Origin of the sequence: Sinorhizobium kostiense, from assembly GCF_017874595.1 — a bacterium.
In the GTDB taxonomy this organism is placed as follows: Bacteria; Pseudomonadota; Alphaproteobacteria; order Rhizobiales; family Rhizobiaceae; genus Sinorhizobium; species Sinorhizobium kostiense.
This window is the reverse complement of record NZ_JAGILA010000011.1, coordinates 13921-36743: the sequence shown is the minus strand read 5'-3', so window position 1 is coordinate 36743 and position 22823 is coordinate 13921. Positions and strand designations below refer to the sequence as shown.

Here is a 22823-nt window from a genome sequence, read left to right as displayed (position 1 = left end):
CGATGACAGACGGACAGGCCTTCGACATTGCGTCTCTTCATGCCGCCTATCGAGCGGGTTGGAGCGTGGCTGAGACGATCGAGACGGTTTTCGCGCGCATCGCGGCCGCGGACGATCCCGGCATCTTTATCAATCTCGCCGATCGCAGCGAACTCCTCGGTGAGGCCGCCGCACTTGGCGCCTTCGATCCTGTCGCCAAGCCGTTGTGGGGCATTCCCTTCGCCGTCAAGGACAATATCGATGTCGCCGGCATGCCGACGACGGCCGCCTGCCCGGACTATGCCTATCTTCCGGAGAAGGACGCCACTGTCGTGAAGCTCCTGAAGGAGGCCGGCGCCCTTGTTGTAGGCAAGACCAATCTCGATCAGTTCGCAACCGGTCTCGTTGGGGTGCGCACGCCCTATCCGGTGCCGCGCAATGCGATCGATCCAAGGCTTGTGCCTGGCGGATCGAGCTCCGGATCGGCGGTCGCAACGGCCCGCGGTATCGTCAGCTTCGCGCTCGGCACCGACACTGCGGGATCCGGCCGCATACCGGCCGGGCTCAACAATATCGTCGGCCTCAAGCCGAGTATCGGGGCCCTGTCGACCACGGGCGTGGTGCCGGCCTGCCGCACGCTCGACTGTGTCTCGATCTTCGCCGTGGCCGTCGCCGACGCCTGTCGGGTCTTCGAAATCGCCGCCCGCCCCGATGCGACCGATCCCTATTCCCGGCACTTTGCGCCGGGGGTCGGTCTCTCCTTGCCACCGGTCCTCAAAGTCGGCGTTCCGGCAACAGCGGATCGGCGCTTCTTCGGCGACTTACTCATGGAGAGCGCCTACGATGATGCGCTTCAGATGCTGCGCTCACTCGGGCATCAGATCGTCGAGCTGCCGTTTGCCGATTTCTATGCCACGGCCGAGCTTCTCTACGAGGGCGCCTGGGTCGCCGAACGCTATGCTGCGGTCAAGGACTTCTTCGATGCGAACGAGCGGAGCTTCCACCCTGTGACGCGAAAGATCTACGGCGGTGCCAAGGCACTATCGGCGGCGGATGCCTTCGAGGGTCTCTATGCATTGCAGGCGCTGAAACAAAAGGTCGCTCCGCTCATCGCCTCCGTCGACATGATTTGCGTTCCGACCGCGCCGACGCATTTCACCCGTGCGGAAGTCGAAGCGGAACCGATCCGCGAAAACGCGCGGCTCGGCACCTACACCAATTTCGTCAACCTCCTGGACATGTGCGGCATGGCAGTGCCAAGCGGTCTCAGATCCGACGGTCGACCTGCGAGCGTCACCTTGCTCGCGCCCGCCGGCAAGGACCACCTGACTGCGCTGCTCGCTGCCGAACTGCATCGGCTAAGCGCCCTGCCACTCGGCGCCACGGGATGGCCGCAGCCGGCGAAATGTCTCCAAGCCGAAACCGACGAGGACCAGCTGATGGAACTCGTTGTCGTGGGCGCGCATCTTTCCGGCATGCCCTTGAACGGTCAGTTGCGAGACCTGGGCGCCAGATTTTCCCGGCGGGCGCTGACGGCCGAATGCTACAGGCTTTATGCACTTTCGGGCACCGAGCCCGCGAAGCCCGGCCTCGTGCGTTGTCAGGAGAGTGAAGGTGCGTCGATTGAGGTTGAGGTCTGGAAGTTGGCGGCAGAGGCATTCGGTCACTTCGTCGCAGCCGTTCCATCACCACTGGCGATCGGTACCGTCCAGCTTGCCGACGGAACGGCCTGCAAGGGCTTTTTAGTCGAACCGGCCGGGCTCGCCGGAGCCGCAGACATCAGCCGCTATGGCGGGTGGCGTGCCTATATCGCCAGCTTGGCCGCCTGAGAGGGCTCCGCGTGTGATAGGGAAGCCGAGCGGTGAGGGAAAGCGGTCTTGAAACGTCGCTTCTGCTCAAGACAACTCTCGGCCGGTCCGCCAAGCCGATCGCCAATCAGGTCTCAGCGCACGGAAGAAGAGGCGACAACGCCGATCAGATGTTGCTGCAATAATTATTGCTCTAATTGACTAAATTATAAGCATACACCGCTCAAATTATGAGCATACATCAGAAAAACTAACCCCTTTACTTTATGCAACATAGAACTATACTGGCAATGTTTCTAGGGTTCCGGTGCCGAACAGGGCATGCCTGGACCGAGAGAAACCTCCGGTGGGGAGACATCCATCGGGTCCACGGCGGGATAAAAGCCCGGGAGGCTCATGCAGCGGTGCCGTTGCTTTGGGAATCCCGCCTGAGATTTCCGAGAGGTGAGCGCAGCGTGAGCCCCAAGTCGCACAAGGGGAACAGACGATGCATCTCGGAAAAGGCAAATTTGGCTTTCGTGCACTCTCGGCCGCGCTCGGCCTCTCTCTCGCGCTTTTCGCGGGCCCGACGAGTGCGGAGCCGAAGAAGGAATTCAATATCGCTTGGACGATTTATGTCGGCTGGATGCCATGGCCCTATGCGGCGGATGCCGGGATCGTGAAGAAATGGGCCGACAAATACGGCATCACTATTAACGTCAAGCAGATCAACGACTACGTCGAGTCGATCAACCAGTACACGGCCGGTGGCTTCGACGGCGTGACGGCGACGAACATGGATGGCCTAACCATTCCTGCCGCAGGCGGCGTCGACACGACTATCCTGATCATCGGCGATTTCTCCAATGGCAATGACGGCATCGTCTCCAAGACGGCGAAGACGCCCGCCGATCTCAAGGGTGAAAGCATCAATCTCGTCGAACTGTCGGTTTCGCACTACCTGCTGGCGCGCGCCCTCGAAACGGCGGGGCTTTCCGAAAAGGACGTGACGATCGTCAATACCTCCGATGCCGACATGGTCGCCGCCTTCAAGTCGCCGGAGACCTCGACCGTGGTCACCTGGAACCCGCTGCTCGCCGAGGTCAAGGCCGAGCCCGGTTCCGCAGCGCTTTTCGATTCGACGCAAATTCCGGGCGAGATCATCGACACGTTGATGGTCAACACCAAGGTACTCAAGGACAATCCCGACTTCGGCAAGGCACTCGCCGGCATCTGGTACGAGACGATGTCGGCCCTGACGGACCCCGGCGAGAAGGGCAAGACGGCACGCGCCGCGATGGGCGCCATGTCCGGCACGGACCTTGCCGGCTTCGAGGCCCAGCTTGCGGCGACCAAGCTGTTCGTGACACCTCAGGAGGCGGTCGCCTTCACCGAGAGCGAGGACCTCATCAGGACCATGGAGCTGGTGCGGACCTTCTCCTTCGACCATGGCCTTCTCGGCGACGGCGCGGCGGACAAGGACGTCGTGGGCATCGCCTTCCCGGGCGGCCAGGTGCTGGGTTCTGCAGACAATGTGAAGCTGCGCTTCGACGCCAGCTATATGAAGCTCGCCGCCGACGGCTCGCTCTGACATTTCGGTCGCGGGTCTGCACCCGCGGCCCCACTACTCTCAGCCTGCGGCTATCTCCGAGATTTAGGATTCGGCTCATGCGACGTGCCATCAATATCGTTCCGGGAACGGGAACGCGGATCCTGCTTGCCCTCCTACCCTTCCTGCTGATCGCCTGCCTTTATGTCGTCGTCTCGGCCGAAAGGCGGGCCGCAAACCCGGGCGACAAGCTGCTGCCACCGATCACCGAAATGGTGACAAGCATGGACCGGCTGGCGACCGAGCCCGACCGGCGATCGGGAGACTTGACCCTCTGGTCGGACACCGCGGCGAGCCTCCAGCGACTGTTCATCGGCCTCGGTGCGGCTGCCGCCATCGGCCTGGTGCTCGGGCTGACGCTCGGGCTGCTTCCGGTGGCAAGCGCCGGGCTGTCGCCGCTCATCGCCGTCATGTCGATGATCCCGCCGATGGCGATCCTGCCGGTGCTGTTCATCGTCTTCGGCCTCGGTGAACTCGCCAAGGTCGTGCTGATCGTAATCGGCATTGCACCGTTCCTCGTTCGTGACCTCGCCATGACAGTCGCCGCCATCCCGAGCGAGCAGATCGTCAAGGCGCAGACGCTCGGCGCCTCCACATGGCAACTGATGTTGCGCGTGGCACTGCCGCAAGCAATGCCACGGCTCATCGAAGCGCTCAGGCTCTCACTCGGCCCGGCCTTCCTCTTCTTGATCTCGGCGGAAGCAATCGCAGCCGAGAGCGGCCTCGGCTATCGCATCTTCCTCGTCCGGCGCTATCTCGCCATGGACGTGATCCTGCCCTACGTCGCCTGGATCACCCTCATCGCCTATCTTCTCGACTGGCTGCTGGCGCGACTCGCTCGGCGCGCCTTTCCCTGGGCCTATGTCCGGGAGACGCGCCGATGAGCGAGATCCGCGCCCACAATGTCTGGATGGAATATGGCGACCAGATCGTGCTCGAAAGCATCTCGGTCGACATCGCCTCCGGCGCTTTCGTTTCCGTCGTCGGCCCCTCGGGCTGCGGCAAATCCACGTTTCTCCGGATGATCCTCGGGCAGGAGCGGCCGACGCGCGGCGTCATCACGGTCGGCGGAGCAGCGCTGCAGGCCGAACCGGGACCGGACCGCGGCGTGGTCTTCCAGCGCTATTCCGTCTTTCCGCATCTCACCGCGCTGCAGAACGTCCTGATCGCTTTCGAAATCGCCGAAAGCCCGTTCACGGCCAAGCTGTTTGGAGCGAAGCGAAAGGCGGCCAGCGAGAAGGCAAATGCGCTGCTTGAAGCGGTGGGACTAAGCGAAAACGCCAAGAAGTATCCGAGCGCCCTTTCGGGCGGCCAGCAGCAGCGGCTGGCGATCGCCCAGGCGCTCGCCAGAGAGCCGAAGGTGCTGCTGCTCGACGAGCCTTTCGGCGCGCTCGACCCCGGCACGCGGGCGCAGATGCACGCGCTGATCAAGCCGCTATGGCGCGAGCGGGGCATGACGGTGATCATGGTTACCCACGATCTCAAGGAGGCCTTCGGTCTCGGGACGCGCCTGCTCGCCTTCGATCGGCCTCGCATCGATCCGCAAGCGCCTGAGCGCTACGGCGCCCGCATCATCTACGACCTCGATTTGAGCCGCGACGGACCCGTCCCGGTACTCGGCTTTTCGCGGCCGATCGAGCCCAGCACCACGTCTCAGGAAACGAAAAGGAGCATGCCCCATGCGTGAACCCCCAAGCCGCGAATCTCGCCGCGCCGGCGCGATCGGGACGCCCGTTCGCGAGCGCCGCCACCACCCGGACTTCAACATGCTCGACAGCCAGGGTTGGAAGGCGCTCGAGGCGGAGGCGAAGCTCTCCGGCAAGGGCTGGGGGCGGGAAAAGCAATGGGCGCTTGAAATGGGCCTGCCGGGATCGGAAAGCCTGACGGACAAGTCGATCCCGACCTTCGCGCGGGGCGAACTGCCGCATTTCGCCGGCATCAACACGTTCCTGAAGGCGCCCTATGTCGAAAACGTCCGCGACGTCGGGAAATACGATGCCGCCGTGCTCGGCATCCCTTTCGACAGCGGCACGACCTATCGTCCGGGCACGCGCTTCGGACCGCAGGGCATCCGACGGATTTCAGCGCTGTATACGCCTTACAACTACGAGATGGGTGTGGACCTGCGCGAGCAGATGACGCTCTGTGACGCCGGCGACGTCTTCACCATTCCGGCTAATCTCGAAAAGAGCTTCGACCAGATCAGCCGCGGCGTCTCCCATGTCTTTTCCTCCGGCGCACTGCCGATAATGCTCGGCGGCGACCACTCGATCGGCTTTCCCTGCGTGCGCGGCATTGCCGAGTGCACGTCGAAACGCATCGGCATCATCCATTTCGATCGCCACATCGATATCCAGGAAAAGGATCTCGACGAACGCATGCACACGACGCCCTGGTTCTGGGCGACCAATCTTCCGAACGTCTCGCCGAAAAATCTGGTTCAGCTCGGTATTGGCGGCTGGCAGGTGCCGCGCGACGGCGTGAAGGTGGCGCGCGAGCGCGGTACCAACGTGCTGACGATCGACGACATCGAAAAGCTCGGACCGGAGAAGACCGCGGAGATTGCGCTCGAGCTCGCCTGGAAGGACGCCGACGCCGTGTATATCTCCTTCGACGTCGACAGTATCGATTGCGGTTTCGTGCCCGGGACCGGCTGGCCGGAGCCGGGGGGCTTCCTGCCGCGCGAGGCGCTGAAGATCCTCGGACTGGTCGCGGCAGAAGGGCTCTGCGGCCTTGAGGTCGTCGAGGTCAGCCCGCCCTACGACACCTCCGACATCACGGCGCTTTTCGGCGTACGGGTGGTGGTGGAGGCACTTGGCTCGCTCGTAGCGCATGGCAAGCTCGGCTCCCACAAGCACCTGATCGACAAGCCGGTGAGCTTCTGAGGAGACGGCCATGCACGGCGGACATCATCACCACCACGGCGCGCATCCGCACCACCATGATCATGATTACGACCATCACCATCACGGCCACCAGAATGCGGGTCCGGGCCACAACCGGCAGCGCGGCACCGTACAATGGCAGGTGCCGCACAAACCCGAAAGCGAGGACCTGCCGCCGCCGCACGAGCGCGATCTCGATCTAGTCGAGACGACTTTCATCGAGAACTTCGCCCGCGCGAGTGATCCGACGAGTTTTCTCAGGCTTGCGAGCATTCCCTTCGTCGGCATCGACGCTTCCGGGAAAACCCTGCATTTGATTCGTGTCGAAACCGCGGATCGTACGGATATCGGCGCGGTCGTGCCGCTACTCGGCGGCAACGGGGTGCGCTACGACGTGCTCCCCGCGCGCATGACCTCGCGCCGCCACGCGCTGGGGTTCCTCTATTACGACGGCAAAGCGGTCGTCCGGCTTTCCTTCGCCGAGGCGCGCAAGCTCGAGGACCGGACCGACGCCTCGCATTTCGACATCGAACCGACCGAATGAATTCCCTCAGAAAGGCAACGCCATGAGTTTCAAGACGCTGACGACGCTCGCAATCATCCCCGCGAGCTTTCCCGGCCAGGCGCTCGCCCATACCGGCGACGATCATGCCCACGGTATTGCAAACGGCTTCCTGCATCCATTTTCCGGCCTCGACCACCCGCTCGCCATGATTGCGGTCGGATTGATCGCAGCACGGCTCGGCGGCTCGGCGCTCTTCAGGCTGCCGCTCGCCTTCGTCTCGGCCATGGTTGCGGGCGCGGCGTATGCCATGATCGGCGTAACGGTCCCGCTCTTCGAAACGGCGATCATCACCTCCGTCCTCCTCTTGGGCGCGGCGTTGATCGCGAACGCGAACATACCGGTTACGCTCGCCATCACCGGCGCGGCCACCTTCGGTTTTTTCCATGGCTTTGCGCACGGGACGGAGAGTCCGGCCGCAGCGCCGCTCGCCCATATGCTCGGTTTCGTCGGTGGCACGGCGATCCTCCACATCACCGGCATCGCCGCCTGCCATGCACTGGCCCGGCACGGCACCGGCACCACCATGCCGGCGCTTCGCATCATCGGCACGGGGATCATGGGTGCCGGTATTGGCTTAGCCTTCATGGCGTGACGCTTCGCGTGAGGAGATGGATATGCCTGGGATTACCAGGATCTTGATTTGCTGGCGACAGCTCGTCTTCGCGGGCATGGCTTTCCGTTTTGCTGGTCTCCACAGCCTGCATCCGGCCTCCCCCGGCCGACGTCCAGCGTCCAGAGCGGGGCTGGAAGAGCGACGGCCGCGTGACGCAAACCTTATGACAGGCAATTGACCAACCCGCCTCATCTGTCAAAACGACGATGGAGGGTGGACCTGCCTGGCAGGACCGCTGCGATCACAAGCGCTCGACCCCCATGCCTTTTGCTCGAGTCCCGATCTCACGGCGGTTCGAGGTCCGCATTCGCCGCGCGCTCGCTCCGATCGTCCCGACGCCGACGTTCCGCATCTCGGCGTGGAGGACGGCGATGTGTCCTTCATCGACCTGTTGATGAACAGTGGCTCTGTGCGAGAAGCCCGCCACCTGCCGTTGATCGGCCCCACCCAGAAGGCCGTCCGGGGATGGCTCATGTTAACGAGGTTCGGCAGGGCACTTCATCCCTTGGCTGTCGCCAGATTGGTGCTGAGCTCGAAAGCGAGTCCCGATACGTCGGTGTATTGCTGCAGCGCGGGCGCACTCTCGCTTACGATCTCCTCCACGAGCCGCTTGCGTTCCTCCTCGGCCATGGCTTTGCCAGCAGCACTCATGCTGACCAGCGCCATTGTGTTCAATCGCAACAAGGGTGCGCCGTCGGAGAAACGGACGGTGCGGGATATCTTCCTTGACTGGACTTCATCGAAACCGGCCTCCCGAAGCAGCGCCTCAAGCGCGGCTGCATCTCCAAGGCTGTATCGCTGATCGGTGATTGCCCCCAGATGGCGCTCGGCAACGCGGCGCAATTCACGAAAGAACGGTATTTCATCATCGGCACGCCAGGTCGCTACCGCCAGCCTGCCACCCCTTGTCAGGGCCTGCCGCATCTGCGCTGCCGCAGCGGACTTTTCAGGAAAGAACTGCATTCCTTGCTGGCAGACGACCACGTCGAACTGCTCTCCGTCACGAAGAGGCAGTGCGATGGCATTGCCCTCGCGCCAGTCGATGCGCGGTGCCAAAGCGCGCGCAACGGCGAGCATATCCGAGTTGATGTCGATGCCGACGATGTATGCGGCGTCGCCGAGGCGCTCCTCTGCGACGCGTGCGACCGTTCCTGTACCACAAGCGATATCGAGGACACGATCGCCCGGTGACAGTTCCAACTCCTCGAGAGTCATTTCGGTCCACGGCCGAAAGAGAGGGTTCACGAGCCACCGCTCATACATCTCCGGGAAGGTTGCCTGGTTCATTGCGTAGGTGGGAAGGGTCATCACTATCCTCCGCTAAGCTGCCAGCCGTCGTTATCGGGGCACAGGGGCGAACGTCCGTTTCTTCCGGATACTGGTCATTCTGGCACCGAAGCTCGCATAGCGACAATCCCACCCAACCGCTAAGTCTAGCGCAATATCCGTCCATCCGCTTCTGTTCGCTATTTGATCTCCCTTGCCGTTGCCTAGCGGGAATCTAAAGCTACGCCCTCATCCCTGCGCGAGATGGGGCTTTGCGTTCGCCGGCCTGCGTCCGCGGGCTGACGGAGACCGCTCTTCCGCCGCGAGCAACTGGCCTGCCATGCGTCTGGCCTGCCGCGCAGGCTCGGCGATGCGGGTCATCTGTGCGACAGCCATCGCGCCCTCGTGCAGCAGGTTGATCTCGGTCGCGATCCGCTTCGGCTCCGCAAACCGCGCCGCATGGGCGAGTTCCTCAAAATAGGCGATTACCAGGCGTTTGTGCATCAAGGCAGCGCGGAACACGGCATGGGCAGCGTCCTTGTGCTCCCCCGCCGCGCTCACGAAGATGCAGCCGCGGAACTGCTTGTCGCGGACCGTAGTCTCGAGGAAATCGAACGTCACCAGAAGGCGCTCGACCGGATCGCTCGCATGCTGCTCGACAAAGGCACGCATGGCATTGCGGTCCCCCTCGTCGCGCCGTTCGAGCGCGGCCAGGATCAGGTCTTCCTTGGTTTCGAAGTGCCGGTACAGCGTCGTCTTGGCCACCCCGGCCTCGGCGATGATCAAGTCGATGCCCGTCGCGTGATAGCCGTGCTGGTTGAACAGCCGGAGTGCGGTGTCAAGCAGGTGATCCCGGATTTCCGAACGGCGCATTATCGTTCTCGCAACAGGTGACAGATCTGTATCTTTTTATAAACGGTAGCGGGAGCCAAATACAAGTGGGCTTTTGAGGCACTCCTTTCAGCGAGCGCCGCTTCGGCTCACCGTTCTCCCGAAGAAGGGAGTTCCCTGGGGAACAAGGCCGGAATCCTTTCGAAGACCGCCCTTGCCTAACGATACAGATCGGTATACTTCTTATTTCATTCGATACAGATCGGTATCGTTTACTCCGCATCAACTGGGCGGATTGCCCACCGCGGACAATCCAAGGAGAAGACAATGCCTCATGTTCCCATCCGCAGCGCCGCGGCTCAATCGCGCGCACAGGCTCGCGCCGTTTCCCTCGATCTGGCCGAGCACCACGGCCGGACCGTCAGCGCGGCTGGCCTCTATATTTCGCTGGTCGTGATCTATGGCTGGTTCGGCGGCATGAAGTTCACAGCTTATGAAGCGGAAGGGCTGACCGGCCTGGTTGGCAACAGTCCGCTGTTGAGCTGGACCTACTCGCTCTTCAGCGTAAGGGCCTTCTCAAGCCTTCTCGGCATACTCGAGCTCAGCATCGGCGCCCTGATCGCGGCACGGCTCGTCAACCCGGTTTACTCGCTGGTCGGCGGCTTGCTCTCGGCCGGGCTGTTCGCGACCACGCTTAGCTTTATGGTGACGACCCCGGGAGTCACCGTGCCGGAGCTCGGCTTTCCGGCGATTTCCGTCGCTGCCGGTCAGTTCCTGCTCAAGGACATCGGCCTGCTCGCCCTCTCGCTCTGGATTGCCGTCGACTCGCTCGCGGCGCTCCGCTCAACCAACGCTTGACCAACGACAAGGGGTGTAGCCCGCCTTCGCCCGCATCCCGAAATTTGAACGAAACCACCATCCCAGATCGGCCTTGCCGGTCGGTTCAACGAAAGGAACGTCCCATGTATTTGACCTATGTTCTGTCTAAGATTCGCGCCCACCAGCGCTATCGCCGGACCCTTCGAGCGTTCACGCAATTGAACGATCACTTGCTCGAGGATGTCGGCATTACCCGCAACGAAATCGAAGTAGTCGCGCGCCGGCAATACGACCAATGAACCCCGAGACTGCGTCCCGGCTGATCCCAGACCGTGACGCAGAAGGAGATCACGTGATGAACACGCATCATGCCAGGGTCCTGATCATCGGGGCCGGACCGGCCGGTTATACCGCCGCCATCTACGCTGCCCGCGCCAATCTGAAACCGATCCTTGTGACCGGGCTGCAGGCGGGCGGCCAGCTCACCATCACCACGGATGTCGAGAACTACCCCGGCTTTGCCGAACCCGTTCAAGGCCCGTGGCTCATGGAGCAGATGCGGCAGCAGGCGGAGAATGTCGGCACCGAGGTAAAGTACGATATCATCACCTCCGTCGATCTCTCCGAGCGCCCGTTCCGTCTCATGGGTGACTCGGGCGACACGTACATCGCCGATGCACTGATCATCGCGACGGGAGCCCAGGCCCGCTGGCTTGGCCTTCCCTCTGAGAAGACATTCAATGGTTTCGGCGTCTCGGCTTGCGCGACCTGTGATGGCTTCTTCTACCGAAACAAGGAAGTGGTCGTTGTCGGGGGCGGTAATACAGCCGTGCAGGAAGCGCTCTACCTGTCGAACCTTGCCTCCAAGGTCACGGTGGTTCATCGCCGCGATCGTTTCCGCGCGGAGTCGATCCTGCAGGACCGTCTCCTGGCGAAGCCGAATGTCGAAGTCGTCTGGAACCACGTCGTCGAGGAGGTCATCGGCGAGCACGAGCCGAGGAAGTCGGTAACCGGCGTTCGGATCCGCAACGTGATGACGGGCGACGTGAAGGAGCTGTTCACGCACGGCCTTTTTGTCGCGATCGGACACGATCCGGCAACCGCGTTGTTTCGCGGCCAGCTCGACATGGATGCGGACGGCTACATCGAGGTTGGCTCCTGGTCGACGAAAACAACTGTCCCCGGGGTGCTGGCCGCCGGCGACGTGATCGACCCCGTATTCCGTCAGGCCATCAGCGCCGCCGGCATGGGATGCATGGCGGCATTGGAAGCCGAGAAATTCCTGGCCGAGCATTCATCCAACCCGGTCGCCCGGGCGATCGAGCCGCGTGAAGCGGAGATGGTTGGAGCGTAAGTGCAGGGGATCACCGACAACGCGCCAGCCCCTTGGCGAAGCGCGGACCCGCCGCAGTTCATCTGCGGAGGTCCGCGCTTTCCCACACCTGCCGGATGCCCTTGCGTTCGCACGGCGCCGGAGTGACAACCGGTGTCCGGCAGCTGTCAATGTCTCCCCTTGCCGAGATTATGGCCGTTCAATTCAAGCCCAAGCGAGACCGATCCATGGAAATCAATCAGGTCAGGTACTTTCTCAATCTGGCTGAAACATTGAACTTCACCGAAGCCGCGCGTCGAAGCGGTGTCTCGCAGCCCAGTCTCACGCGGGCAATCCAGCGCCTCGAGGAAGACTTGGGCAGTCCGCTGATCTATCGCGACGGCAAGGACAGCCGCCTGACCGCGCTCGGCCGCGACGTCCAGGCCGAGTTCATGCGAATTGAGCTCGCGCTTAGAAACGTGCGCGAGCATTCCGAAAGTACGGTGCTCGGCCGGCGCCGTATTCTCGATATCGCTGTCGCCCCGACCATTGGCCCTGCCGCATTTGCCGCGTTCTTTGACGACGCGCTTGGCGAGCTTCCTTCCGTGAAGATCAACATGCATCAGCTATTGGCCGGCGAAGGCGCGAACGAAGTGCTTTCGGGCAAGTATCACGCCTGTATCCTGCCGCGGGCGCCGCGCCCCAATCCCAAGCTCAACGTCGTGCCGCTCTTTCGCGAGCGGTTCCTTCTCGCCTGCGCGGAGAGCCATCCGCTGGCTGGCAAGGACGTCGTCAGCACCGAGGCGATTGCGGCCTATCCCTATATCGACCGGCTGGCCTGCGAGTTCCACACCGAGATCACCGAGCACCTGATGGATCATGATGCGGTCATGCAGCCGCGCTTCAGCGTCGACCGCGAGGACTGGGTCCAGCAAGTCGTCGCCAAGGGCCGTGCGATCTGCATCATGCCCGAGCGGTCCATCGTCGTGCAAGGCATCGTTACCCGTCCGGTGGAAGGGATTTCCCTAGAGCGCGAACTGGTATTTGTGACGGTCTCCGGTTCCGGCACACCGCTCGAGATCCGCAAGATCGCGCAGCTGGCGGCCCGGCACGACTGGTCGTGAGCGGGTGCGCCTTTTGCTCGGCTATGGAATCTATGCACATCCGATATTGGGAATCCTCGTCACCGCTCGCCATATTCAGGCAACAAATCCAGCAAGGGAGACAAGGACAATGACCTATAGGAAAACCGACGAAGCGGTCAGCAAGCTTACGCCCGAACAGTATCGGGTGACCCAGCAGAACGGCACCGAACGCCCCTTCACCGGGGAGTACACTGACAACAAAAGGTCGGGGATCTATGTCGACATCGTTTCAGGCGAACCGCTGTTCGCCTCGGCCGACAAGTTCGATTCCGGCTGCGGCTGGCCGAGCTTCACGAAGCCGATCGTACCGGCAAATATCAACGAACTCAGGGATGATTCGCATGGCATGATCCGCACCGAGGTGCGCTCGAAGCATGGCGACAGCCACCTGGGCCATGTGTTCTCAGACGGCCCTGAGGACCGGGGCGGCTTGCGCTACTGCATCAATTCCGCCGCACTGCGGTTCATTCCGCGCGAGGAAATGGAGACCGCCGGCTACGGCGCGTATATTAACCAGGTAGAGGATATCTGAAATGACCGAGAGAGCTGTTTTGGCTGGTGGTTGCTTCTGGGGCATGCAGGACTTGATCCGCAAGCTCCCCGGGGTCATTGCGACCCGCGTGGGCTACACCGGCGGCGATGTTCCGAATGCGACCTACCGCAATCATGGTACCCACGCCGAAGGCATCGAGATCACCTTCGATCCCGAGACGATCAGTTACAGGCGGATTCTGGAGTTCTTCTTCCAGATCCATGATCCCACCACGAGAGACCGACAGGGCAACGATCTCGGCAGCTCCTACCGATCGGCGATCTACTACGTCGACGACGAGCAGAAGCGAATAGCCGAAGATACCATCGCAGACGTCGACGCCTCCGGTCTCTGGCCGGGCAAGGTGGTGACCGAAGTCGAGCCAACGGGAGACTTCTGGGAGGCGGAGCCGGAGCACCAGGATTATCTGGAGCGCTACCCCAGCGGCTACACCTGCCACTTTATACGCCCCAACTGGGTGCTGCCCCGGAGGTCAGCGGCCGAATAACCGGCCGCTTGTCTTCGGCCGCGGAGATTATTGATGCGTTCCCGCCTGGTCCGATACCTAGAGCCTTTCCGGGTTAAGAGGCGATCGCCTCGGCCGTACCTCCGGGTACGACCTGCGGCAATCGCCTCTGCCCTGACGAAAACCTGCTCCGGCAGAATGTTTCCATTTAACCCGGAAAGGCTCTAGTCCCGGGCAGTACCTGAACGATCGCCGCAATAGACTGCAACGCTGCGCGAGATCGAGGCTGCGCGATTGGCCGGTGGTACGTTGTCTGGTCGAGCGCCTGGGAGACATCATGCGTGCTCCCTGCCGCGGTAGCTGCATATGTAATCAACCTTTTGCTGCATTGCCGCGGCGGCGACGCCGCGGCGTGCGAGCCGCCAGCCACTCTTTTACACGGCCCGCATGGTCCTTGGGTGCCTTCCCCGCTGCGCGTCCTGCGATGCTTTCAAGCGTGTGACTGGCCAGCACGTCCCTTGTCCGCTTCTCAGCCTCGATCATAACCGCGTGAATGGAACAAACCCCGTCCACCGCCCATGAGGGCGAGCGGTCTCCGAAAAGTGCGCACTGAGCACGGATCTGCTTGCATTCGAACAGCGCTTTACGCCCATCGACGGCTTCGATGACATCGAGTGCTGTAATGTCTGCCGCAGGACGCGCGAGCGCAAAGCCACCGCCAATCCCCTCACGGGCGACGACGATGCCCGCTTTCTGGAGTTTGGTGAAAAGCTTCGCAACAAATTCGGCAGGGACCTTTTGCAACTCGGCAAGATCGCGCGCGCTTGCCGGCTGGCCCAACTCCTCCGCATCGATGAGGTAAAGGAGACAGTGAAGAGCGTATTCAACGCCTGCGCTTACATGCGCCATGGAACCACCGCTAAAACAACGACAAATGTAGTCGTAGATACAATTGATGATCCGTTTCTGCAATGCCTCTCCCGTCTCCCTCCTATTGACAATCCGTCTCCAGAATCGGCCGGAATTATCGTTGCGCATTAACTCCGATTATAATAGTCGTAGTTAATGCGGCGCCATGAAGATCGTCGCGAAACCTGTCTCCGGTCCGGAGACAGCTAGCTGAACGGTAATCGTCTGACCGGCTGGACGTCGTCCCGCCAAAAGCGAAGCCTTGTCTAAGAGGAACAGACATGAGCGAACGAATTCTAATCATCGGCGCCGGCTTTGCCGGGATGTGGTCGGCACTTGGTGCCATGCGGCTGCTGGACCAGCAGGGAAAGGCGGACGGTTCTGTCGAGGTTGCGGTAATCGCCCCGCAGCCCGAACTGCACATCCGCCCACGCCTCTACGAGAAAAACGCGTCCACGATGAGGGCACCCTTGTCTGAGATATTCGCCAATGCAGGCGTACGCTTCATCAAAGGCTATGCGACGGCTGTCTCAACGGCAAAGAACTCCGTGACCTATTCGGACGAAAAGGGCCGCGAGACCCCAATAAGCTATAGCAAGCTTGTCCTGGCGACGGGCAGCGTTTTGTTCCGTCCCGACATCCCGGGGCTCGCTCACGCCTTCAATGTCGATCAGCTTGCCGACGCTGCGGTGCTCGAGGAACATATTTCTGAACTACGGCGCCTTCCGGAAAGCCGCTCCCGCAACACGGTGGTCGTCGCCGGCGGCGGTTTCACCGGGATCGAAACGGCCGCAGAGATGCCGCATCGTCTTCGTGCCGCACTCGGAAAAAACGCCGACGTCCGCGTAGTCGTCGTCGAGCGCAACGGTGCGATTGGACCGGATCTCGGACCAGGCCCTCGCCCGGTCATCGAGCAGGCGTTCGCGGAACTCGGGGTGGAGACCCGTCTCGGCGAAGGGATTATCGCCATTGATCCCGAGGGTGTGACGCTGGCGTCCGGCGAGCGGATCGACGCGGCCACTGTGGTCTGGACGGCAGGCGCCCGCGCCAATCCCATAACGAAGCAGGTCGACGCGGAAAAAGATGCTTTCGGACGACTCCATGTCGATCGGAACCTGAAGGTCATCGGTCACTCTAACGTCTATGCGACCGGTGATGTTGCCTACGCCGCGACGGATGATGACGGCAACCGCACCATGATGAGCTGTCAGCACGCCCAGAATCTCGGGCGCTCCGCTGGACACAACGTCGCTGCGGATTTGCTCGGGGTGGATCCGCTACCCTACACCCAGGAGAAGTACGTCACGTGCCTCGATCTGGGTCCATGGGGCGCAGTTTATACCGAAGGATGGGACCGCCAGATAAAGCTTTCCGGTGCCGAAGCAAAAAAGCTGAAAACCAGGATCAACACCGAATGGATCTATCCACCGAGTGCCGAACGGGCTGCGGCTCTTGCGGCCGCAGACCCCTTGCGCATCGTCGTCGCCTGATCGCGCGTGGGCATGAAGATCTGTTGCCGCAGAAAGCCGACGGTCGTTCGATGCAGCCGATGCACCCACCTGCACTTGACTGGCTGCCACAAGCGCGCCCGTCCCGTCCATCCGAAAGGATACGGGCTCGCTTCCCCTCAAAACCTATACAGGAGAAATGCCATCATGAATGCACGGTTCATCATAGGCGCGGCGTGGACCGCCATCGCCATCGCCACCGCCATGCCTGCCGCAGCGCATGGCTCCGGCGAAGTTGTCACGCCACATTTCGAAAAGACCATACCCAATATTCCGGGCAAAACGCTGAAGGCTGTAATCGTCGACTATCCGCCGGGCGGGGCTTCGGTACCGCACGCGCACGCGGACTCGTCCTTCATCTTCGCCTACGTCCTCTCTGGAGAAATCGAGTCGAAGGTGAATGACGGCCCGAGGCAGGTCTATCGCGCCGGCGAGAGCTGGCACGAACCGCCGGCGTCCAAGCATCTCGTCAGCCGCAATGCGAGCAAGACCAAGCCCGCAAGGCTCCTCGCCGTATTCGTCCTCGATAGCGATGAAAAGGCACTGACCACCCCCATCGAGTAAACCGACCTTTTGAGGAACAAACGATGAGCAAGCGTCTCGACTACAATCAAATCGCGCCGGCCGGCGTCAAAGCCCTTGGCGGAGTGTACGGCTACATCCTGCAGAGCGGCCTCCCTTCGGAGCTGGTCGAATTGGTCTATCTTCGTATCTCGCAGATCAACAATTGCGCCTACTGCCTCGACATGCACACGCGCGACCTGCTGAAGAAAGGGCAGAAAATCGAGAAGATCGCGCTTGTGCAGGCGTGGAGGGAAGCCGGAAATCTCTTCGACGAGCGTGAGCGGGCCGCCTTTGCCTGGGCCGAAACGGTGACGCGCGTCGCCGAGACCGGCGTTCCCGATGAAGCCTACGAGGCCGCGCGGGCCGTCTTCGACGAGCGGGAGCTCGTTGACTTGACGATCGCGACCGGCCTGATGAACGCCTATAATCGCATGGCGATCAGTTTCCGAAATACGCCACAGGCTGCGATTGAAAAATAAAGCGGAGGGATGCTTTGTGGACTCGCGGTCGCGCGCGTCCACAAACTCCCCTTCCGTTTGCGTGTCAACGAGGCATCATGAAGTCTCTCGTTGAGATCGCCCCATGTAATGACGGCGATCAGTATGTGGTCAGATCTGCACCGTGAACGCCACGTAGGAGTTGGTATCGGAGACCATCTCAGCCCAATTTCTTGCGATCTCAAGCGTCCCAAAAGATGCTATCCTCGGCCAAAGTTCATGTTCGGGAGTCGTCTCTTGCATTCCGGGCACATGGTCGGCACGGGTTCTACTGGAAGCCTCGTGGGACCTACGTCGCTCCGAGCGGCAAAAGATCAGGTGCGTCAATAATCGTCATGGATCCCATTTGAGGAGAAGATCGATGCGTGACAAGTTGCACCCGCTGCTGGAAGAGGCTCTGGAAGCGCATGGCGGGCGCGACCGCTGGGATAAGTTCAAGGGTATTGCCTCAACCATACTGAGCGGTGGAAAGCTATGGGAGCTGAAAGGCGCCCCTTTGATCCCTGTGCCGCGTCGTGCAACAAGCGAGTTCCACCGGCAGTGGACCCGAGTTACTCCCTTTGGCGAACCGGATTGGACGATGACCTGGACTCCCGAGCATGTGGAGATCACCGCCGGAGATGGCTCGATTATCGCCGAGCGAGACAACGGACGTGAAGCGTTCGATCGCAGCTTCAACGGACAATGGGACCCGCTGAACCTCGCCTACTTCAACGGCTATGCCATGTGGACGTATCATGCGACGCCGTTCGTGTTCGGCGAACCCGGCTATGAAGCTCGCGACGTCGCCCCGGTCGAGAACGAAGGCGAGACGCTTCGCGGCGTCGCTGTCCGGTTTCCTGAAGGCGTACACAGCCACACGCGGGAACAGCGCTTCTACTTCGGCTCGGATGGGCTGCTGCGCCGTCACGATTATACGGTTGATGTGTGGGCGGACACGCCGGCCGCGCACTTTATATCTGATTACGTCGACGTTGACGGGCTGAAGTACCCGACCCGCCGCAGCGTGTTCACGCTCAAGCCGGATGGCACTCTCGACCGCGATTTCAATGCCGTCACAATCGAACTGTCGGATTACGCGCTGTTCTGACGTCGCCGCGGGTACTGTGGCGTCCCGTACAGCGACAACCATCCGGACCGCCAGATGGAACGCGATGAAAGCTGCTGGTCAAAAGGCTGGGTGAGGCCAAGCGCAGTTCAGCAGCGCTATTGACGGGATCATACGCGCCGATGAATGGCGCCCTGACAGAGAAACGGCAGAGCCATCTCATTGGAACGAGTCGCGAACCTCTTCTATCGTGGCCCGCGCCTCACGTGTCACGCGCGCCCTCTTCCCCAAAATGATTGCGTAACGATCGGCGCCGAGTTCGCTCCGCTGCTTCCGCGATACATGCCGTTACAAAAGTCCGGCCGGGCGGACATAGCGTCAATACACATAGGCGCTCAAATGGCGGCACTGGCTCGAAAACGAGCCTCGACCAAGTGCACGAAAGGATGACCATATGAAAACGTCTCGGATCATCGCAGCTGCGCTGCTGATCGTTGGAAGCGGATTGGCGCTGCAAGCGGCCAAGGCGCAGCAAGCGGGAATTCAGCGCACCGATCTCGTGCAGCACGACCTCGGTACGCCTGGCCGCGAGGCGATCCAGGTGCGGGTCGACTTCCAACCCGGCGCAGTCTCCATCAAGCACTCTCATCCGGGCGAAGAGATAGCGTATGTCCTCGAAGGCTCGCTGGAATATCAGCTCGAGGGCAGAGCGCCCGTCACGCTTCATGCCGGCGAAGCTTTGTTCATACCGGCCGGAGTGGCGCACGTGGCGAAGAATGTCGGCGGCGGCAAGGCCTCGGAGCTTGCGACATACATCGTCGAGAAAGGCACCCCGCTTGTGGTTCCGGTCAAGTGAGCGTTTCGACATGGACATTGAGAACCACAGAGAAGGAGTACGAGAATGACGGCACAGGAAACGGCAAACGCGTCCGCTCTGTCCCGTCGGGCTCTGCTCCTGAACGGAGCCGCGGTGGCGGCCGTTGCGGTGTTTCGCCCTGCGACAGCTTTCGCCCAAGCGGAGGCCACGACGCCCTTCGAGGCCGGTGGCATTCGCCCCTTCCGTGTGGATATCCCGGCCGTAGCGCTTTTCGACCTCCGCGAGCGCCTTGCCGCCACACGGTGGCCTGAGCCGGAGACGGTCGATGACCGCTCTCAAGGCGTACAGCTTGCGAAGCTTCAGTCACTCGTCCGCTACTGGGAAACGGCCTACGACTGGCGCAAGGGCGAAGCGAAGCTGAATGCCTTGCCTCAGTTTCTGACGAATGTCGATGGCCTCGATATCCACTTCATCCATGTTCGCTCGCGTCATGCGGATGCCTTGCCGCTCATCATGACCCATGGCTGGCCCGGTTCGGTCTTTGAACTGCTGAAAGTCGTCGGTCCGCTGACCGATCCCACGGCGCATGGAGGGACCGCGGAGGACGCCTTTCACCTGGTGCTACCCTCCGTTCCCGGCTTCGGCTTTTCCGAGAAGCCGAAGGGCACTGGCTGGAACCCGGGCCGCATTGCCCGCGCCTGGGACGTACTCATGAAGCGCCTTGGGTACAGGGAGTACGTGTCACAGGGCGGCGATTGGGGTGCCATCATTTCCGACGCTATGGGCCGCCAGGCTCCTCCGGGTTTGCTCGGCATCCACGTCAACAGGATTGAGCGCCCGACCACCATCCCACCGGAAGTTGCCAGGGCCTTGCGAAGCGGTGATCCTGCGCCGGCGGATCTGACCGCCGAGGAACGGGCGGTGTTTGACCAAGCCAGGGAATTCCTCAGTACAGGCTTCGGCTATGCGGCGATCATGGGTACGCGTCCGCAAACCATCGGTTACGGCCTTGCCGACTCGCCGGTTGGACTGGCGGCGTGGTTCTATGACAAGCTCGCTGATTGGGTGTTCACCCGTGGCGAACCGGAACGCGCGTTGAGCCGCGACGAGATCCTCGACAACATCACGCTTTACTGGCTGACGAACACCGGGACCTCGAGCGGCCGGATTTATTGGGAGAACAGCGCCGGCAACAGCAAGTTGGCCCCTATCGTGATCCCGGCGGCGGTGACGATTTTTCCCGGCGAAGTTTACAGGCCGCCGAAGAGCTGGGCGGAACGGGCCTACACCAAGCTGATTTACTACAACCGGGTGGACAAGGGCGGCCACTTCGCCGCCTGGGAAGAGCCGGAGCTATTCAGCGCCGAACTCCGCGCCGCTTTCCGTCCATTGCGCCGACCCTAGACTTTGCTTCGTGACAGGCGCGCGAACCGGTGAATACTGCTACCACGGCGTTCTCATTTGATATGAAATGCCCGTCGAACGGTGGAGATCGCCATGGAGCACATTGATCACATCTTGGTCGTCGATGACGATCGGGAAATCCGGGAGCTTGTGTCGAGCTACCTGAAGAAGAACGGTCTGCGCGTGACCGCCGTCGCCGACGGACGGCAGATGCGCGCGTTCCTCGAGGCTAATACGGTCGATCTCATTATTCTCGATCTTATGATGCCGGGAGACGATGGCCTCGTACTGAGTCGCGAGCTGCGCGTAGGCAGGCACAAGGCGACACCGATTGTCATGCTCACCGCCCGCTCTGACGAGATGGATCGCATCATCGGTCTCGAAATGGGTGCCGACGACTATCTCGCCAAGCCCTTTTCGGCGCGCGAATTGCTCGCCCGCATCAAGGCGGTCCTGCGGCGCGCGCGCATGCTGCCTCCAAATTTGCAGATATCGGAGGCCGGCCAGGTACTGCGTTTCGGTGATTGGAAGCTCGATACGACGGCAAGGCACCTCATCGATGCCGACGGCACGGCCATTGCGCTAAGCGGCGCCGAATACCGGCTGCTGCGCGTCTTTGTCGACCACCCGCAGCGCGTCCTCAACCGTGATCAGCTGCTCAATCTGACACAGGGACGCGAGGCCGAGCTCTTCGACCGGTCGGTCGATCTCCTAGTCAGCCGGGTTCGCCAGCGGCTCGGCGACGACGCCCGCGAGCCGACCTACATCAAGACGGTCCGCAGCGAAGGCTACGTATTCTCGATGCCGGTCGAAATCGTGGAGCCGCGCTGATGCCGACGGCCGCCCTCAAGGGAATTCGCCTGTGGCCGCGCACACTCAGGGCGCGGCTATTCATAATTCTCCTTGCCGGTCTCGCAAGCGCTCACGCCATGTCGTTTGCGGTGCTGTTTTCGGAGCGCTATATCGCCGCCAGGTCGGTGATGTTCAACACGCTCGAGAACGACGTCGCGACATCGATCGCCATCCTCGACCGCCTCCCTGCGGCCGAACGGTCCGCCTGGCTCAACCAACTTGCTCGCGGCTCCTACCGGTTCGTTCTGGGACCGGGCATCCCCGGCAATCCTGTACTCAAGCCGGACGACGCCGAGGTGGCGTCGAAGATCCAGGGTGCAATAGGTGCAAAATACCCGATCGAGGTCGAATCGATCCCGGGGGTAGGCCGCCATCTTCAGGCGCATCTGCGCTTGAGTGACGGCGAACCGCTGACGATAGACGTCACCCCAAGGGGCGTCATGCCCGTGGCCGACTGGCTGCCTTACGTTCTCCTCGCGCAGCTTTCCCTCCTGGTATTGTGCAGCTGGTTCGCCATGCGCCAGGCCATCCGTCCGCTTGCCAACTTGGCGAGAGCCGCCGACACTCTGGACCCGAACAGGAATACGCCACGCCTCAGCGAGGCGGGGCCGACGGAAGTGGCTTATGCGGCCACGGCCTTCAACGCGATGCGCGATCGCATCGCCCAATATCTTGAGGAGCGCGTGCAGATTCTCGCGGCGATCTCGCATGATCTGCAAACGCCGATCACCCGCATGAAGCTCCGCGCCGAAATGGCCGAGGATTCCGTCGACAAAGACAAGCTCATTCAGGACCTCGGTGAAGTCGAACGCCTCGTCAAGGAAGGGGTCGCCTATGCGCGCAGCGCCCACAGCAAAGAGGAAAAAGTCTCACGCATCGATCTCGCCTCGTTCATCGAGAGTATAGCCTATGACTATCAGGACATCGGCAAGGCGGTTACGCTCGGCGAGCTGGCAGACGGCGCAATCGTTACCCGGCCGCAGGCTTTGAAACGCATTCTCACGAACCTCATCGATAATGCGCTGAAATTCGCCGGCAATGCCGAGGTCGAGGTGCGGCGCCGCGACGCCGCCGTGGTTATCAAAGTGCTCGATCGCGGCCCCGGCATTCCGAAAAGTCAGCTGGACACCGTGCTGAAGCCCTTCTTCCGATTGGAGCAGTCCCGTAGCCGCGACACGGGTGGGACCGGCCTCGGCCTTGCCATCGCCCAACAGTTCGCGACCGCAATCGGCGGAACACTCACTCTGTACAACCGCGAAGGTGGCGGCTTGGCGGCGGAAATCGCCCTCCTCCAATAGCTAGGGCGTGGAACTCGAAAACGATCTTAGCCCATGACCGTATTCGCCATCGCCTCCAAGGCTGATCAATTTGACCGTCTAAAGTCGGGATGCGGACAAAGGTGAATAGCTGCGGAT

At 61.7% G+C, this 22823-nt stretch carries 24 protein-coding genes and 1 riboswitch; of the genes, 21 read left to right on the top strand and 3 right to left on the bottom strand.

Going from position 1 to position 22823, the window contains the following annotated elements; all coding sequences use genetic code 11:
• Positions 1-2 precede the first annotated feature (2 nt).
• The 7 genes from atzF to J2Z31_RS27345 all read left to right on the top strand — a co-directional run bounded on the left by atzF (position 3) and on the right by J2Z31_RS27345 (position 7417).
• Entirely contained in the window at positions 3-1808 is a 1806-nt protein-coding gene (atzF, locus tag J2Z31_RS27375; protein ID WP_209606625.1) for an allophanate hydrolase, read from the top strand.
• A gap of 264 nt (positions 1809-2072) precedes the next feature.
• Positions 2073-2181: riboswitch (guanidine-I (ykkC/yxkD leader) on the top strand.
• A 93-nt stretch (positions 2182-2274) separates the two neighbouring features.
• Positions 2275-3357: a putative urea ABC transporter substrate-binding protein gene (locus J2Z31_RS27370; protein ID WP_209606623.1), complete on the top strand. Its 1083-nt coding sequence runs from the start codon at positions 2275-2277 to the stop codon at positions 3355-3357.
• 77 nt (positions 3358-3434) lie between these two features.
• Positions 3435-4259, top strand: a complete 825-nt coding sequence (locus J2Z31_RS27365) for an ABC transporter permease (RefSeq protein WP_209606621.1) — start codon at positions 3435-3437, stop codon at positions 4257-4259.
• Complete coding sequence (locus J2Z31_RS27360) at positions 4256-5062, top strand: ABC transporter ATP-binding protein (RefSeq protein WP_209606619.1); 807 nt, start codon at positions 4256-4258, stop codon at positions 5060-5062. Before J2Z31_RS27365 ends, J2Z31_RS27360 begins: the two co-directional genes overlap by 4 nt.
• Positions 5055-6260 (top strand): agmatinase family protein, encoded by a 1206-nt coding sequence (locus J2Z31_RS27355; RefSeq protein WP_209606617.1) that lies wholly within the window; start codon positions 5055-5057, stop codon positions 6258-6260. The genes J2Z31_RS27360 and J2Z31_RS27355 overlap by 8 nt, the downstream gene beginning before the upstream one ends.
• A gap of 10 nt (positions 6261-6270) precedes the next feature.
• On the top strand, positions 6271-6804 hold the full coding sequence (locus tag J2Z31_RS27350) for a hypothetical protein (protein ID WP_209606615.1): 534 nt from the start codon (positions 6271-6273) through the stop codon (positions 6802-6804).
• Positions 6805-6826: 22 nt separating this feature from the next.
• Positions 6827-7417 (top strand): HupE/UreJ family protein, encoded by a 591-nt coding sequence (locus J2Z31_RS27345; protein ID WP_209606612.1) that lies wholly within the window; start codon positions 6827-6829, stop codon positions 7415-7417.
• A gap of 519 nt (positions 7418-7936) precedes the next feature.
• Here the strand turns inward: J2Z31_RS27345 and J2Z31_RS27340 are convergent.
• Both J2Z31_RS27340 and J2Z31_RS27335 read right to left on the bottom strand, forming a co-directional pair.
• On the bottom strand, positions 7937-8746 hold the full coding sequence (locus J2Z31_RS27340; RefSeq protein WP_209606609.1) for a class I SAM-dependent methyltransferase: 810 nt from the start codon (positions 8744-8746) through the stop codon (positions 7937-7939).
• Between the two features lie 207 nt (positions 8747-8953).
• A complete protein-coding gene (locus J2Z31_RS27335; protein WP_209606607.1) occupies positions 8954-9577 on the bottom strand; it encodes a TetR/AcrR family transcriptional regulator in 624 nt (207 codons plus the stop codon).
• A gap of 285 nt (positions 9578-9862) precedes the next feature.
• Here J2Z31_RS27335 and J2Z31_RS27330 point away from each other — a divergent pair, with 285 nt between their 5' ends.
• The 6 genes from J2Z31_RS27330 (at position 9863) to msrA (ending at position 13851) form a co-directional block, all read left to right on the top strand.
• Complete coding sequence (locus tag J2Z31_RS27330) at positions 9863-10393, top strand: YkgB family protein (RefSeq protein WP_209606605.1); 531 nt, start codon at positions 9863-9865, stop codon at positions 10391-10393.
• Between the two features lie 104 nt (positions 10394-10497).
• Positions 10498-10653 (top strand): DUF1127 domain-containing protein, encoded by a 156-nt coding sequence (locus J2Z31_RS27325; protein WP_151613261.1) that lies wholly within the window; start codon positions 10498-10500, stop codon positions 10651-10653.
• 56 nt (positions 10654-10709) lie between these two features.
• A complete protein-coding gene (gene trxB / locus J2Z31_RS27320) occupies positions 10710-11708 on the top strand; it encodes a thioredoxin-disulfide reductase (protein WP_209606603.1) in 999 nt (332 codons plus the stop codon).
• 206 nt (positions 11709-11914) lie between these two features.
• Complete coding sequence (locus J2Z31_RS27315; RefSeq protein ID WP_209606601.1) at positions 11915-12790, top strand: LysR family transcriptional regulator; 876 nt, start codon at positions 11915-11917, stop codon at positions 12788-12790.
• Positions 12791-12899: 109 nt separating this feature from the next.
• Complete coding sequence (gene msrB, locus J2Z31_RS27310) at positions 12900-13343, top strand: peptide-methionine (R)-S-oxide reductase MsrB (RefSeq protein ID WP_209606599.1); 444 nt, start codon at positions 12900-12902, stop codon at positions 13341-13343.
• Position 13344: 1 nt separating this feature from the next.
• Positions 13345-13851, top strand: a complete 507-nt coding sequence (msrA, locus tag J2Z31_RS27305; protein WP_209606597.1) for a peptide-methionine (S)-S-oxide reductase MsrA — start codon at positions 13345-13347, stop codon at positions 13849-13851.
• Between the two features lie 330 nt (positions 13852-14181).
• Here the strand turns inward: msrA and J2Z31_RS27300 are convergent, their stop codons facing one another.
• Positions 14182-14781 (bottom strand): RrF2 family transcriptional regulator, encoded by a 600-nt coding sequence (locus J2Z31_RS27300; RefSeq protein WP_234939718.1) that lies wholly within the window; start codon positions 14779-14781, stop codon positions 14182-14184.
• A 218-nt stretch (positions 14782-14999) separates the two neighbouring features.
• Between J2Z31_RS27300 and J2Z31_RS27295 the strand changes: the two genes are divergently transcribed.
• The 8 genes from J2Z31_RS27295 (at position 15000) to J2Z31_RS27260 (ending at position 22706) form a co-directional block, all read left to right on the top strand.
• Positions 15000-16208 carry an NAD(P)/FAD-dependent oxidoreductase gene (locus J2Z31_RS27295; protein ID WP_209606595.1) on the top strand — a complete coding sequence of 403 codons (1209 nt, stop codon included), beginning with the start codon at positions 15000-15002 and terminating at the stop codon, positions 16206-16208.
• A gap of 165 nt (positions 16209-16373) precedes the next feature.
• On the top strand, positions 16374-16790 hold the full coding sequence (locus J2Z31_RS27290) for a cupin domain-containing protein (RefSeq protein ID WP_209606593.1): 417 nt from the start codon (positions 16374-16376) through the stop codon (positions 16788-16790).
• Between the two features lie 23 nt (positions 16791-16813).
• Entirely contained in the window at positions 16814-17269 is a 456-nt protein-coding gene (locus J2Z31_RS27285; RefSeq protein ID WP_209606592.1) for a carboxymuconolactone decarboxylase family protein, read from the top strand.
• Positions 17270-17648: 379 nt separating this feature from the next.
• The gene (locus J2Z31_RS27280; RefSeq protein ID WP_209606590.1) at positions 17649-18377 is read left to right on the top strand and encodes a hypothetical protein; all 729 of its coding nucleotides are present in this window, start codon (positions 17649-17651) and stop codon (positions 18375-18377) included.
• Between the two features lie 412 nt (positions 18378-18789).
• Positions 18790-19191, top strand: a complete 402-nt coding sequence (locus J2Z31_RS27275) for a cupin domain-containing protein (protein ID WP_209606587.1) — start codon at positions 18790-18792, stop codon at positions 19189-19191.
• Between the two features lie 45 nt (positions 19192-19236).
• On the top strand, positions 19237-20556 hold the full coding sequence (locus J2Z31_RS27270) for an epoxide hydrolase family protein (RefSeq protein WP_209606586.1): 1320 nt from the start codon (positions 19237-19239) through the stop codon (positions 20554-20556).
• Between the two features lie 93 nt (positions 20557-20649).
• Positions 20650-21387 carry a response regulator gene (locus J2Z31_RS27265; RefSeq protein ID WP_209606583.1) on the top strand — a complete coding sequence of 246 codons (738 nt, stop codon included), beginning with the start codon at positions 20650-20652 and terminating at the stop codon, positions 21385-21387.
• Positions 21387-22706, top strand: a complete 1320-nt coding sequence (locus J2Z31_RS27260; protein WP_209606582.1) for an ATP-binding protein — start codon at positions 21387-21389, stop codon at positions 22704-22706. The genes J2Z31_RS27265 and J2Z31_RS27260 overlap by 1 nt, the downstream gene beginning before the upstream one ends.
• Positions 22707-22823 lie beyond the last annotated feature (117 nt).